General features: G+C 55.0%; 12 protein-coding genes. 6 read left to right on the forward strand and 6 right to left on the reverse strand.

What is annotated here, in order from left to right; genetic code table 11:
• Positions 1-23: 23 nt before the first annotated feature.
• Both V5T82_RS03590 and V5T82_RS03595 read left to right on the forward strand, forming a co-directional pair.
• The gene (locus V5T82_RS03590; RefSeq protein WP_332894229.1) at positions 24-830 is read left to right on the forward strand and encodes an enoyl-CoA hydratase; all 807 of its coding nucleotides are present in this window, start codon (positions 24-26) and stop codon (positions 828-830) included.
• Positions 830-1,258, forward strand: coding sequence for a CoA-binding protein (locus tag V5T82_RS03595; protein WP_332894230.1), 429 nt, complete (start codon positions 830-832; stop codon positions 1,256-1,258). The genes V5T82_RS03590 and V5T82_RS03595 overlap by 1 nt, the downstream gene beginning before the upstream one ends.
• Here V5T82_RS03595 and V5T82_RS03600 read toward each other — a convergent pair.
• The 5 genes from V5T82_RS03600 to V5T82_RS03620 form a co-directional block, all read right to left on the reverse strand.
• A complete protein-coding gene (locus V5T82_RS03600) occupies positions 1,255-1,557 on the reverse strand; it encodes a hypothetical protein (RefSeq protein WP_332894231.1) in 303 nt (100 codons plus the stop codon). The genes V5T82_RS03595 and V5T82_RS03600 overlap by 4 nt on opposite strands.
• A gap of 74 nt (positions 1,558-1,631) precedes the next feature.
• Positions 1,632-3,305 carry a methyl-accepting chemotaxis protein gene (locus tag V5T82_RS03605; RefSeq protein ID WP_332894232.1) on the reverse strand — a complete coding sequence of 558 codons (1,674 nt, stop codon included), beginning with the start codon at positions 3,303-3,305 and terminating at the stop codon, positions 1,632-1,634.
• A gap of 234 nt (positions 3,306-3,539) precedes the next feature.
• Positions 3,540-5,711 carry a CHASE3 domain-containing protein gene (locus tag V5T82_RS03610; RefSeq protein WP_332894233.1) on the reverse strand — a complete coding sequence of 724 codons (2,172 nt, stop codon included), beginning with the start codon at positions 5,709-5,711 and terminating at the stop codon, positions 3,540-3,542.
• Positions 5,712-5,922: 211 nt separating this feature from the next.
• Positions 5,923-7,122, reverse strand: a complete 1,200-nt coding sequence (locus V5T82_RS03615; protein ID WP_332894234.1) for an MFS transporter — start codon at positions 7,120-7,122, stop codon at positions 5,923-5,925.
• Between the two features lie 22 nt (positions 7,123-7,144).
• Positions 7,145-8,227: an HD domain-containing phosphohydrolase gene (locus V5T82_RS03620; protein ID WP_332894235.1), complete on the reverse strand. Its 1,083-nt coding sequence runs from the start codon at positions 8,225-8,227 to the stop codon at positions 7,145-7,147.
• Positions 8,228-8,467: 240 nt separating this feature from the next.
• On the opposite strand from V5T82_RS03620, the gene V5T82_RS03625 reads away from it, so the two are divergent.
• The 4 genes from V5T82_RS03625 to V5T82_RS03640 all read left to right on the forward strand — a co-directional run bounded on the left by V5T82_RS03625 (position 8,468) and on the right by V5T82_RS03640 (position 13,260).
• A complete protein-coding gene (locus V5T82_RS03625) occupies positions 8,468-8,902 on the forward strand; it encodes a YbjQ family protein (RefSeq protein ID WP_442917189.1) in 435 nt (144 codons plus the stop codon).
• 21 nt (positions 8,903-8,923) lie between these two features.
• Entirely contained in the window at positions 8,924-10,675 is a 1,752-nt protein-coding gene (locus V5T82_RS03630; protein ID WP_332894236.1) for an AAA family ATPase, read from the forward strand.
• Between the two features lie 7 nt (positions 10,676-10,682).
• Positions 10,683-12,098, forward strand: coding sequence for a tetratricopeptide repeat protein (locus V5T82_RS03635; protein ID WP_332894237.1), 1,416 nt, complete (start codon positions 10,683-10,685; stop codon positions 12,096-12,098).
• Between the two features lie 124 nt (positions 12,099-12,222).
• On the forward strand, positions 12,223-13,260 hold the full coding sequence (locus V5T82_RS03640; protein ID WP_332894238.1) for a class 1 fructose-bisphosphatase: 1,038 nt from the start codon (positions 12,223-12,225) through the stop codon (positions 13,258-13,260).
• A 90-nt stretch (positions 13,261-13,350) separates the two neighbouring features.
• On the opposite strand, the gene V5T82_RS03645 is transcribed toward V5T82_RS03640, so the two are convergent.
• Entirely contained in the window at positions 13,351-13,644 is a 294-nt protein-coding gene (locus V5T82_RS03645; protein WP_332894239.1) for a hypothetical protein, read from the reverse strand.
• Between the last annotated feature and the right edge of the window lie 132 nt (positions 13,645-13,776).

Consider the following 13,776-nt stretch of genomic DNA (forward strand, 5'->3'; position numbering starts at 1 on the left):
TAAGCTACTAGGAACCGCAGCCGATGACCGACCTCCCCGCATCCTCTGAGCCCCTTGTCACCCGTGAAGACAAAGACGGTGTGGCTTGGCTCACGCTCAACAGCCCCAAAAAGCTCAATGCCCTGTCGGCCGCCACCATTGCCGCGATGAGTGAGACCTTGGACGCCATTGGCGCTGACACCTCTGTGCGCGTGGTCGTGATCTCGGGCGCGGGCGGGAAAGCGTTTTCGGCGGGGCACGACCTCAAAGAGATGATGGCCCACCCCGATCAAGAGCCCTGTGAGGTTCTGTTTGGCGCGTGTGCAGAAATGATGCTCAAAATTCACCATCTGCCCCAACCGGTCATCGCCAAGGTGGACGGCATCGCCACCGCTGCGGGCTGTCAACTGGTGGCTCAGTGCGATTTGGCGATTGCGTCAGATCATTCACGGTTCGCCACGTCGGGCATCAATTTGGGCCTGTTTTGCGCCACACCATCGGTTCCCGTCAGCCGCGCCATTGGCCGCAAAGCGACGGCGGAGCTGCTCTATACCGGTAAGTTCTTGAGCGCCGAAGACGCCGAGCGCTTGGGCCTCATCAATCGTGCGGTTGGCCAAGAAGTTTTGGACGCCGAAGTCGAAAACCTCGCCCTCGAAATCGCGTCCAAGTCCCCAGCCGCCATCACGCATGGCAAGAAGCTTTTGATGAACCAGGTGGAAATGACGTTGGAAGACGCTTACGCCTTTGCCGCCAAGACCATGGCGTGCAACATGCAAGAAACCGATACGCGTGAAGGCATTCAGGCCTTCATCGATAAACAACCCATGCCGAAATGGAAAGATCGCCCCTGATGAGCAAATCCGACACCGCCGACATGATTTTGGGTATTTTGGAAACCGTGAACACCATTGCCTTGGTGGGCGCGTCCAACAAGCCTGCACGTCCGTCCTATCAAGTCATGGAATACATGCAGTCCAAAGGCTACAAGGTCATCCCCATCAACCCCGGTCAAGCGGGGAACGAAATTTTGGGCGAAACGGTCTATGCCAGCCTAGAAGACGCCCCCGGCCCCATCGACATGGTGGACATCTTCCGCCCGTCAGAAGCTGCTGGCGACGTGGTGCGTGAGGCTATTCGTTTGTCGGACGACAAAGGCATCACGGTGGCGTGGATGCAGCTGCAGATCACCAACGACAAAGCCAAAAAAGAAGCCGAAGAGGCCGGCCTGGTGGTGGTGCAAAACCGCTGCCCGAAGATTGAGCTGCAAAAGCTAGACTAGTGACGGGAATTCCGCTTGAGGCGGTCGCGTTCTTCAATCATGTCCTCAAGCGTGCCCAACTCACACGCTTGCGAACAGTCTTGGGCATAGCTTAGAGTTTCATCCAGGCGCGACATGTGCGCGCCAAGGCAATGGATAAACATCTGGTGATGCGCCTCCATGGCTTTGATGCCTTGTTCAACCTGGGTGTACTTTTCTTTCAGCTTATGAATGCCCGACACGGCATCATCGGAGCACCGACAAAAATCGCGGAGATTTTTAATCGCATAGTGGGTCTGAAAATCATAGACAGTAACCACTGCTCAACACCCGTTTCATCTATGGACAGTATACCACAGCCCCCCTGGTTGGACCTGGGGGGGCTGCATGGTCTTTAGACCGCACGCACGTCGGACAGGAACTTATCAACAATGCCTTTCAAGGTCTCGGTTTGCGACGACAAGTCTTGAGCGGCCTCTTGAACGGTGCCGGCGGCTTGCCCAGTGTCCTGTGCGGCTTGCGTCACACTGACAATGTTGGACGAAACCTCGGACGTGCCTGTGGCCGCTTCTTCAACGTTACGGGCAATTTCTTGCGTCGCGGCACCTTGTTCTTCAACTGCAGAAGCGATGGTCGAAGAAATCTCGCTCATTTGATTGATAATGCCACCAATGGATTCAATCGCATGCACAGCGCCTTGCGTCGCCCCTTGAATACCACCGATTTGGTTCGAAATCTCTTCCGTTGCCTTGGCGGTCTGATTGGCTAGGTTTTTCACCTCAGACGCCACAACGGCAAAGCCCTTACCCGCCTCACCCGCGCGCGCGGCCTCAATGGTCGCGTTCAAAGCCAGCAAGTTGGTTTGATCGGCAATGTCCGTGATCAAGGCGACAACCTCACCGATTTTTTGAGAAGCTTCGGCCAGTCCCTTCACTTGATCATTGGCGTCATTGACTTCTTGAACAGCCGTGGAGGAAATCTGCGTCGATTGCGCCACTTGACGAGAAATCTCTGAAATAGAGCTCGACAACTCTTCAGAGGCACTGGCCACGGTTTGAACGTTTGCGGAAGCTTGCTCCGAAGCCGAAGCAACCATAGTGGCCTGGCTTGAGGTTTCCTCAGCCGTCCCCGCCATTGACGTTGCCGTCGCATCCATCTCCGTCGCCGCAGCCGCCACACTTTCGATCACACCGCCCACATCCGAATCAAATTCGTGGGTCAGGTTTTCAACGGCTTCGGCACGTTTTTCGCGTTGGGCTTGGGCCGCTTCTTGTTCTGCGGCGAGTTGTTCAGCTTTAATCATATTCTCTTTAAAGACCTGAACGGCATCTGCCATTTCGCCGATTTCATCTTGCTGGCCGACACTGGGGATTTCGGTGGTTTTATCACCACCCGCCAACGCACCCATGGCGTCGGTCATGCCCGATAGAGCACTCGTGACGGAGCTGATAATGACGTACAGCAAGCCACCCAAGAGCAAGATCGCAATGATGGAGGCACTGATCATGAGATATTTGGCGAGGTTCAGCGCGTCGTGCATGTGCTCAACGGCTTCGTCCATTTCTTCGTGAACGGATGCTGCAAACACGCCCAGCTCTTCATCCAGGCCAATGCCGTTGGCATCCAAAACATCATCCAACGCGCCAAATTCTTCATCCGACGCGCCGCGTTCCAGCAGGGACTGCATGTCCACCAAAACACCCTGTTCCAAGCCGTCGATTTTGGCGCTGAGTCCTTCAGCGATGGTGCGTTCTTCTTGGGTGTCGGAATCTTCAATCAGCTTTTGCACGTTTTCGCGCAGCATGGCGAGGTTCTTTTCGATTGCCTCACGACGGTCGGGCAGGATTGTGCCTTCATCCTTGTCCACCAAGCTGTCCATGGCGGCGAGCATGATCTCTAACGTCTCACGGCGCATTTCGTTGACGTTTTCAAGCTGGACTTGGCGCAGTTCGTTTTCTTCGGTCGCAGCTTCGACTTGGGCTTCGGAAAAAATGCCAATGCTTGCCAAAATGATCAGAGCGACAATAGATACCGCACCAACGGAAATGAGTTTTTGTTTGATGGTCACGAGTTGGGCCTCCTCTAAATTCGGGAATACACGAACGATAGCGCTTGCAAGACACAATCATCAAGCATTCCACGATTCCCACCTGAGAATTATAGGAAGAGGTTGCAAAAATCCAAACTGTTCAAAAGGATTAGATATTCACATTACATCATATTGATAAAAAGATCGAATTCCCCAAAACAAAGGCCTGAGCAATCGCCCAGGCCTCCATTCCCTCAAAACGTTCCCAATCGTTTAAACCGCGCGCACGTCGCCCAAGAACTTCTCGACAATGCCGCGCAGGGTTTCGGTCTGCGACGACAAGTCTTGTGAGGCTTCGCGCACGGTGCCAGCCGCTTGCCCCGTTTCTTGGGCCGCCTGGGTCACGTTGGCGACGTTGGTGGAAACTTCCGCCGTACCGGTGGAGGCTTCTTCGACGTTGCGCGCAATCTCAGACGTGGCAGCACCCTGCTCTTCCACGGCAGAGGCGATGGTCGACGAAATCTCGCTCATCTTATTGATGATGCCGCCGATAGACCCGATGGCGTGCACGGCGTCTTGCGTTGCCCCCTGGATCCCACCGATTTGGGACGAGATTTCTTCCGTCGCCTTGGCCGTTTGGTTGGCGAGGTTTTTGACCTCAGACGCCACAACCGCAAAGCCCTTACCAGCCTCACCGGCACGTGCGGCCTCAATAGTGGCGTTCAAAGCCAGCAAGTTGGTTTGGTCCGCAATGTCCGTGATCAAAGCCACGACCTCGCCAATTTTGTTGGCGGAGTTCGCCAAGCCTTGGACTTGGTCGTTGGCGTCTTCGACTTCCTGCACCGCCGTGTTGGCAATGGTGGTGGATTCAGCCACTTGACGCGAAATCTCACCGATGGAACTGGACAGTTCTTCCGCCGCACTCGCCACGGTTTGAACGTTGGCCGAAGCCTGTTCCGCCGCACCGGCGGCCATGGTGGCTTGGCCAGAGGTTTGATCGGCGGTGTTGGACATGGCAGATGCCGTGGAATCCATTTCCGTGGCAGAAGCCGCAACACTTTCGATCACACCACCCACATCGGTGTCGAAGTTATGGGTCAGGTTTTCCACCGCTTGGGCCCGTTGTTCACGTGCAGCCTGGGCTTCTTCCTGTTCGGCGGCCAAGTTGTCGGCCTTGATCATGTTGTCTTTGAACACTTGAACGGCTTCGGCCATGTCGCCGATTTCGTCCCCGCGTCCGGTGCCGGGGATTTCGATTTCCTTGTTGCCGTTGGCCAAGTCGTTCATGGACGAGGTCATTTTGGAAATCGGATTGGCGATGGCGGAACCGATGACGAAGGCCAAGCCCGCACCGATGACGATGGCCGCCAAAATGCAAATGGCGATCATGGTGTACGCAAACGTCACCATGCTTTCGTTTTCACCCTTGCGTACAACCATCAATCCGGCTTCTTCGGCTTGGAAGTCACCCATCAATTGGCGGAACTTGTCGAAGTAGACTTTGCCCCGCGCTTCACCAACCAAGTCGGCCATGTCATCCATGGTTTTGGCGTCACCGATATCGCGGCGCAATTGGATGGTGGGTTCCGTCACATCCTTGACCCAGGCGTGGATGTTTTCGGAAATCTCATCCATCAATTGAACTTGGGCCGGGTTGTCGGATACGGTTTGTTTCATTTCGGCGACCAGTTCATCGAACTTGGCCATGCCGCCTTTGTAAGGATCGAGAAACTCTTCCTTACCGGCCAAAAGATAACCGCGCATACCCGTTTCCATATCCACGGCGGCGGCAAGAATGTCATTGGCCTTGCCGATGACTTTATAGGTGTGTGTTACCCAGCCGACGTTTTTCTTGGCGGTTGCCGAGTCCATAGAGGGCGACAGCAAAAGCTGTTGAAAATCTTTTTCGCGCTGAACCAACAAGGTGGCTTCGCGCCCGATAAAGGTGGCGATTTGGCCGCGGAACTTGTCGAAATAGACTTTGCCCTTGGCTTCACCGACCAAAGCCGCCATGTCGTTCATGGTTTTGGCGTCACCGATTTGGCGGCGCAGGCCAATGGTGGGTTCCGTGACGTTATCTTGCCAGCCCTTCAAGGTTTCGCGCACTTCGTCCAGACGCGCCATCTGGCCGGGGTTGTCCGAAACCGTTTGCTGCAATTCATCAATGGTTGCGTAAGTGGACTTTTCACCGCCCTTGTAGGGGTCGAGAAACTCTTCTTTACCGGCCAGCAGATAACCGCGCATACCGGTTTCCATATCGACCGCAGACGCCACAATGGAGGCCGCTTCTTCGAGGACGTTATAGGTGTGTGCGACCATATGTTCGGTCTTCACCAAAGAGCTGATGCTGTAAACCGCAATCCCGCCCAATGCCAATAACAAAACAAGGGGTGCCAAAACGCCCATGAGAATTTTGGGCTTCGTCTTAATATCGTGAAATGCCATGAGCACCTCCCAGGTCCCGAGGCCCTGGAAGTATGGGAACTCCCAAAGCCTCACGCGCCGAAATCAAGCGCAGAGCTTTTTTACATCCCCATCCAAGGAAAGATCATATTATATATTTTCAAGCTTGGTAAGCAGAAAGGACTTCCACCATGTATATAAGACAAGGCTAAACTGATTTTGACTAACTATTTGTATTATAAGGGAAATTCACTTATTCCGCGGTCTGAGCCTTGGGCTCGGATGGCAGCAACCAACCCGAGACAAACCCCACCGCCGCAATGCAGGCGAGCACCACGAACATCCAATAAAACCCGCCAGTCAAATCGTAGAGCTGGCCTTCCAACAACGCGCCTAAGCCGCTGATGCCGAACGCCAAGATGAACTTGAGCCCGAATGCCAGAGCACGCCAGTCCTTCGGCGCATATTTCGCCACCATGGTGTTTTCCACGGGCAAGGCCGATTGGTTCGCCGACACCATGACCAAGGCAATCAGCAGAAAGCTCCCCCCGGCCAGTTGAGCCGCAAGGACCATCACCGGGACTTGCACCACAAACGCGATGATATAGAGGGTTTTTAAGGGGTATTTGTCGCACATGCGCCCAACGATCAACTGCGCCGCACCCGCCACCACATAAACCAGCGCCACCATCACACCGACGCCAAACACACCTCCTTCTGCAACCAAGTCGCCCAAACGTTCGGAAAAGACCTTGGGCAATGCAGGAGATGTGGTTTGATAGATCAGCCCCGTACACAGCATGGTCACCGCCAAGACGAGGATGATGCGCATAACCTCCCCTTTTGCGGGCTTATGATCTTCGTGGGTTGACGTTTCGGTGTCGTGGATGATGCCGCGGGCACGCAAAACCCAAAACGCGATGCCTGTTAGCACGATGACTGCTCCCGGCACAATGAACGCCGCACGCCAGCTGATCAGATCGGTGAGAACACCTGCCGTGATCGCGGCGATCGAGGGCCCGATGGTACCGAACACCCCGTTCAGCCCCAGCGCCGCACCCCGCTTTTCCACCTGGCTCACCAACCAGGCAAAGCCCACGGGATGATAGATTGATCCGAACAACCCGGTCAGCGACAACGTGATCAACAACTGCACCGGGCCTTGGGTGAGGCCCGTTAAGATCATGCCCACGCCGACACCGATGAAATACACCCCGATCATGCCACTGGCCGACCAGCGGTCTGAGATCCACCCCGCCACAGGCGCGCCGACACCAAACAAGATGTTGCCGACCACGATCAAAGAGATCACTTCGCCGTGAGAGAGGTTAAACTCGGCTTCCAACAACAGTGCGACGACGAAGAAAATCGGCGCAAACAGGTGGGAATACGTGTGCCCCACGCACGAAAAGCCCAACGACCAGCGGGCTGAGACTTGAGTTTCACCACTCATGAATGGAATTCCTGGGGGAAGTTTAAGTGTCCGGTTCGTCCCGGTATTTGTCACGAATATTCACGACGTCGTCAATCAGTTCGACGAATTTCTCCACCACTGTTGGGTCGAAGTGCTGTCCGGCTTGGCTTTTGATGAACGCAACCGCCTCGTCAACGGGCCAAGCTTTTTTGTAGGGACGCTCCGACGTCAGGGCATCAAAAACGTCCGCCACCGCCGTAATGCGCCCGACCAGGGGAATTCCTTCACCCGCGAGGCCTTCAGGATAACCCGATCCATCCCACTTTTCATGGTGCGTCGCGGCAACGACACGGGCCATTTCCATCAACGGCGACGGGTGGTCGCCCAAGATCTCTGCACCGATGTCGACGTGGGTTTTCATGATCTCCCACTCATCCGGGTCCAGTTTACCCGGTTTCAGCAAAACACTGTCGACAATGCCGATTTTGCCGATGTCGTGCATGGGGCTGGCGTGCAACAGCATGGTGGCTTCGCGGTCATCCATGCCCAAGGCGCGGCCAAGAAGCTCCGCGATTTTGCTCATACGCACGACGTGCATGCCGGTTTCGTTGTCTTTGTATTCTGCAGCGCGGCCCAACCGACGCACGACTTCAAGGCGGGTATCTTCCAGCTCTTGCGTGCGTTCTTGAACCTTTTGTTCCAAAATCTCGTTTTGTTGGCGGACCTGTTTGTGCAGCAAGTGCACTTCAACCATATTGCGGATGCGGGTCAAAGCCTCAACCCGGTCAAACGGTTTGTGCAGGAAGTCCTGCGCCCCTGCCTCCAAGGCTTTGAGCTTGGTATCCATGTCAGTTTGTGCGGTCAAAACCATGATCGGCGGCACCAGATCCGCCGGAAGATTCTTGAGCGCGGCCATGACCTCATAACCATCTAGATGCGGCATGCGGATGTCCAGGAGGATCAAATCCACCCCGTCTTCATCAAATTTGGCCAACACTTCGCGAGGGTCCGTAATGCCTTCAACATTGGAATACCCTTCGGCCTCCAGAAGTTTTTGCAGCAAGACAACATTGGTTAGGTTGTCGTCCACCACCAAAATTCGGGCTCTGCGGATCAAATCGGAATTGCGTTCAGCGTCAGGCATGGCTCTTTTAGATCATAGGCTTATTACTAATTATGCAATCATTGTTCCCAACATAACGCACCTCTGTCAATGGTTTTGGCGCGCGAGCAACATCAAAGAAACGCTTGCGGAACAGCTTTTTGCGCCAATAGCACGATGAATCCATCAAAGCATGTGCATAACCCATTGAACTGATTATAATGCCAAAACGTTTTAAAGGGCCCGGCCAAATCTTTCGCCAACCATTTGAGAGGAAATAATATGTTTGGATTGTTCGGCAAGGACGAAAAGGAAATCCAAGAACTCATCGACAACAAACAATTCGATGAATTGCCCACCGACGTGATCGACGAGATTGCCAAGGATTTGATTTTGACGACCGAATTCGCCATGCCTGAATACCGCATCACCCAGCGCCTGGAAATCATCACGGCGGAATGCGTGTTTGGCATGAATATGTTCCGCGACATGTTTGCCTCCATCCGTGACATCGTCGGTGGACGCTCCAGCGCCTCGCAAAAGGTTCTGCGCGACGCCCGGCGCACGTGTTTGACGGAACTGCGCCGCGAAGCCTTGATATCCGGTGCTGACGCGGTGATCGGCGTTGATCTGGACTATTCCGAAGTTTCAGGCGACGGCAAATCCATGCTGATGGTTGTCGCCAGCGGGACCGCTGTCACAATTCAACCGAGCTAGGCCCAGACATATAGCCCGCCCATGACCCAGTCCATGTACCAAGACCACTTCGGGATTTCGGAAAACCCGTTTTCCATCATTCCCGATCCCCGTTACTTGTACATGAGCCAACGCCACCAAGACGCGTTGGCGCACTTGGTCTATGGGGTCAGTGAAAGCGGCGGGTTCGTTTTGCTGACCGGTGAAGTCGGCACCGGCAAGACGACGCTGTGCCGGGCGCTGATGGAAAAGACCCCCGACAACACGGATTTGGCGCTGATCCTGAACCCCAAGCTGAATGAAGCCGAGCTCATGGCGACGATTTGCGATGAAATGCGCATTTCGTACCCGCTGGGCACCAGCAGCCTGAAATCCTTTTTCGATTATCTCACCCATCACCTGCTGCACGCGCATGCCCGGGGGCGCAATCCGGTATTGTTGATCGACGAAGCGCAAAACCTGACCCCGGCGGTGTTGGAGCTGATCCGCCTGCTCACCAACTTGGAAACGGCGGACAAGAAGCTGTTGCAGATCGTCTTGGTGGGCCAGCCGGAACTCAACGCCATCTTGTCGCGCGACGACATGCGCCAGACCAACCAGCGCATCACCGCGCGCTATCACTTAGAGCCCTTAGGGCTGTCGGAAACGCAATCTTACATTCAACACCGCCTGAAGGTCGCGGGCTTGGATGAACAAGTCCTCAGTGCCGCCTCCATCAAGGCCGTCTTTGACATTTCCGGCGGCATTCCGCGCCTGATCAATTCGGTGTGTGATCGCGCACTGTTGGGCGCTTATGTCGAAGGCAAGATGCACGTTGACGTCGACATCATTCGCCGCGCCGCCAAAGAGGTTCTGGGCTATGACGACATGGCACAAAATCGCAATTGGTGGGGAAGCGCGATCCTCGCCATCGTGTTGGCCGGCAGCATCGCCTTTTTGAGCGTCGATCCCTATGGCTTGCGCATTTTGGATAAGGCTTCGACCTTCATTGATGCACATATGGCGCCCAGCGCGCCTATCATCGAGCCGCAAAACAAACCGGAGCCGGAGCCGCAACCAAAACCAAAACCAGCCCCTAAGCCGGAACCGGAACCGACCCCAGACCCGGAGCCCGTTCTACCGGATGCGCCGCTGTCCATCGTTCCGGCCGAAGACGCCCTGATCGGCGACCTGGCCCAAGCGGGCAGCCAAGATCGTGCGTTCGTCAAATTATTCAAGCTGTGGAAACTGGATTATCTCAAACTCAACGGCACCACGCCGTGCGAAAAGGCCACTGCGGCAAAGCTGTCTTGCTTGCAGGGCCGAACCGACCTTCAAGGTTTAAAGGCCATCAACCGCCCAACCGCCGTTTCGTTCTCCACCGTTGCGGATGAACGCATTTACGGTGTGCTGCGCTCCATTGAAACGGGTGTTGAAACCGAAACCACTGAAATCGATTTTATCGAACGCAGAATCTCCGTCCCGCTTGAGACCTTCGCCTTGCGTTGGCCGGGAGACTTCATGGTGTTGTGGATGCCACACGACATCATCAACCGCCCTCTTCAGTTGGGCAATCAAGGTGCAGACGTGGTTGAGCTGCGCCGTATCCTCGTCAAAGCCGGTTTGTTGCCGACGACGGAGGCAGAGGACCCAATCTTTGACGCCCAACTGCGCGACAGCGTGCGCGCCGTTCAAGTGGACCACGGACTGGAGCCCACGGGCATTTTGGATCCCATCACCTTGATGCGGCTGAGCGGTTTGGTGGACGAAACTTACAATCCGCCCATGACGTCTACAGCTCCGAAAGAGCCATGAGGTCGCCATGTCTTATATTCTCGAAGCGCTGAAAAAGTCCGATGCAGAACGCCAAGCAGGCCCTCATACACCACAAGATGCGCCAGCCCCCACACCCGAAGCCGCGCCCATAGGTGAACCAGAACCCGAGACGACTTCTGAGTTTGAATATGAGACGGTTGAACAAATCCCCCCGTCACTGGCACGCACGCCCTTGCCCGTCACCACCACACCAGCCCCCAAAGGCTTGGCTGTAGGTTGGACGATTACGGGTGTACTCGGGCTCGCTGCCGCAGGTCTTGGCGCTGTCTATCTGATGCGCGCAGAGCCGGCTCCCGCCCCCCTCCAGACGAGCATGACCATTGAGCAGGCTAAAGTGACGCCCCCTGCTCCACCACAGCCCACACCATTGCCCACGCCATTGCCAAAGACAACACCAGAGCCCGTTGCTCCAATGCCCGAAGTCATGGCTGAGCCTGAGCCCACCCCTGAACATGCCCCTAAACCCGCTCCTAAGCCTATCGGTGAAACCATCGCGCCCCCCTCACCTGAATTTAAGCCCGTCACCAAGCCGGAGCTTTCTGTTGTTGATGAGCTTCCGCCACAGGCCAAAGCTGCACTGAAGAAATCCAACACCTTGGCCGTTGCGAAACCCCGGTCCGGCACGGCGCCTGCCATTGAACGTCCGCCGTCCAAGCCGGTCATCATTACCGCGCCGAAAATCAACCCGAAGAAAAAGACAAAAGCTCAACGGGCCAACGAAGATGCGCAAAAATCCTTGCGCCAAGTCAATCTTGCCTGGAGTGCGATTAAACGGGGACAGTACAACCAGGCCATTCGTGAACTGGACACAGCCGTCAAGTTGGTGCCCAACAATGCCGATGCTTGGTTCGCACGGGGTTGGGCGAACGAAAAGTCGGGTAAAGAGCTCAGCGCCATTGGGGATTATGCCCGCGCCATAAAATCCAAGCCCAACCACCTGTTTGCGCTGTTTAGTCGGGGGTATCTCAACCTCTATGTCGGCAGTCCGCAAGACGCGATCACAGACTTCGTGCGCGCAAGTGGCGTGACGGAAGAACCCGCGTTTAAGCTCTACACCCACTTGTGGCTGCATCTCAGCCGTATGCGTGTGATCAAAAGTGGGAATGTTGAATTCAACGATGAAGTGGAACGCGAAAATCTTGGCAATTGGCCTGGACCGTTGATCCGCTACGCCCAAGGGAAGCTGTCCGAAGACGCAGTTTTGTCCACCATCGAACGCGGCACGGACGCCCAGGTCCGCGAACAACGCTGCACGGGCTTTTTCTTCTTAGGCATTCAAGCCCTGGAAGCTGGCAACGAGAAAAAGGCCCGCAGCTATTTCGAGCGCGCGCTTGCCACCGGCGCCGTGCAATTTCGCCAATACGACGCCGCCAAACGTGAGCTGGAACGCTTGAAGCTTTAAAACCCGACTTTTTTCTCTTTAATTACCCCAACGGGTAGTTCGGCCACCCCGCCTGGGTGTTCTCCTATCTATCAGTTTTCTGTAATTTAGAAAAACCTAATAAATAAAAAGAGAGACACTCCCCATGCAAACGGCCACTGAGACGGATCGCATCACCATTACCCACTTTTTGATCGAGACCATGCGCGAAAAGCAAGGTCACGGCAATTTGACGCAGCTTCTCAACGACGTGGTGACGGCGTGTAAAGTCATATCGGATCAAGTCAACCACGGCGCGTTGGTGGGTGCTCTGGGCAGTGCGGGTTCTGAAAACGTTCAGGGCGAAGTGCAGAAGAAACTGGACATCCTGTCCAACGAAGTGTTCTTGCGCTTTAACTCCATCGGCGGTCACTTGGCCGGTATGGCGTCGGAAGAAATGGACGATCCCTACCCCATCCCCGAAGGCACACCGCGCGGCAAATACCTGTTGGTGTTCGATCCGCTGGACGGCTCTTCGAACATTGACGTGAACGTGTCGGTGGGCACGATCTTTTCCATCTTGAAGTGCCCTTCGGACGGCAAAGGTACACCCGATGTCAAAAACTTCTTGCGTCCGGGCACCGAACAGGTCTGCGCAGGCTACGCCTTGTATGGACCGTCCACCATGCTGGTGTTGACCACGGGCGAAGGCGTGAACGGGTTTACGCTGGATCAAAACATTGGTGAGTTCATTTTGACCCACCCCAACATGACCATCCCCCAAGACACCCGCGAGTTCGCCATCAACGCGTCGAACATGCGCTATTGGGAAGCACCGGTGAAACGCTATGTGGATGAATGTTTGGCCGGTGAAGACGGCCCGCGCGGTGAAAACTTCAACATGCGCTGGATTGCCTCCATGGTCGCTGAAGTGCACCGCATCCTGACCCGTGGCGGCATCTTCATGTATCCCATGGACGAACGCATTCGCAAACAAGGCGGCAAGCTGCGCTTAATGTACGAAGCCAACCCCATGGGATTTATTGTCGAACAGGCCGGCGGGGCGTGTTCAACCGGGCGCGAACGCATCATGTCCCTACAACCCGAACGCCTGCACCAACGCGTGCCAGTGATTTTGGGATCCAAAAACGAAGTCGACCGTGTGGTGAGCTATCACACCGACAAAGCCCAGGCTGCGGAATAAGCCCCCCAAAGTCCTCCGAGACGCAAGTACGCGCCGGGCATAAGAAAGCACCGCTTCACCTTAGGTAAGCGGTGCTTTTCTTTGAGAGAATCAGAGCGTGTGCATTTCCTGTGCGCCAACGCGATCCGTGACGATTTCAACGATCTTGGGAAGCTCTTGGTTCTGATAACAGTCAAGCGAACCTTCTGGGATGGAGAGGATTCCTGCATTCACCAATGTATAAATAGCGTCATGCAGGCGATTGCGCATATCCGGCTTCATGGTATCGGCGGGAAATGCCAATTGGTAAGCGCGTAAAACCTGTTCTAAATTCAAACGCGGGCCGCCCATATCGCGGAGGATATCCAAAAACGTTTGTGAAAATGCTGGTGATGATGAGCCCATCGGTCGTCTCCCAATATTGAGATTGTCGTCCGATCTCAGCACCGTTAAAGCTGAAACCTCTTTGTCAAAAAAGTGTATTTTGAAATCATTCTAAAAACAATCATACTTAAGAGGTACGCCTTAAGGTTGGGG

Origin of the sequence: Magnetovibrio sp. PR-2 (genome assembly GCF_036689815.1) — a bacterium.
In the GTDB taxonomy this organism is placed as follows: Bacteria; Pseudomonadota; Alphaproteobacteria; order Rhodospirillales; family Magnetovibrionaceae; genus Magnetovibrio.

What these genes read in the sequence shown, in the direction of transcription:
- V5T82_RS03635 (WP_332894237.1), top strand. Translation starts at nt 10,683, where the DNA reads ATGTCTTATATTCTCGAAGCGCTGAAAAAGTCCGATGCAGAACGCCAA.
- V5T82_RS03610 (WP_332894233.1), bottom strand. Translation starts at nt 5,711, where the DNA reads ATGGCATTTCACGATATTAAGACGAAGCCCAAAATTCTCATGGGCGTT.
- V5T82_RS03625 (WP_442917189.1), top strand. Translation starts at nt 8,468, where the DNA reads ATGTTTGGATTGTTCGGCAAGGACGAAAAGGAAATCCAAGAACTCATC.
- V5T82_RS03640 (WP_332894238.1), top strand. Translation starts at nt 12,223, where the DNA reads ATGCAAACGGCCACTGAGACGGATCGCATCACCATTACCCACTTTTTG.
- V5T82_RS03615 (WP_332894234.1), bottom strand. Translation starts at nt 7,122, where the DNA reads ATGAGTGGTGAAACTCAAGTCTCAGCCCGCTGGTCGTTGGGCTTTTCG.
- V5T82_RS03595 (WP_332894230.1), top strand. Translation starts at nt 830, where the DNA reads ATGAGCAAATCCGACACCGCCGACATGATTTTGGGTATTTTGGAAACC.
- V5T82_RS03590 (WP_332894229.1), top strand. Translation starts at nt 24, where the DNA reads ATGACCGACCTCCCCGCATCCTCTGAGCCCCTTGTCACCCGTGAAGAC.
- V5T82_RS03630 (WP_332894236.1), top strand. Translation starts at nt 8,924, where the DNA reads ATGACCCAGTCCATGTACCAAGACCACTTCGGGATTTCGGAAAACCCG.
- V5T82_RS03645 (WP_332894239.1), bottom strand. Translation starts at nt 13,644, where the DNA reads ATGGGCTCATCATCACCAGCATTTTCACAAACGTTTTTGGATATCCTC.
- V5T82_RS03620 (WP_332894235.1), bottom strand. Translation starts at nt 8,227, where the DNA reads ATGCCTGACGCTGAACGCAATTCCGATTTGATCCGCAGAGCCCGAATT.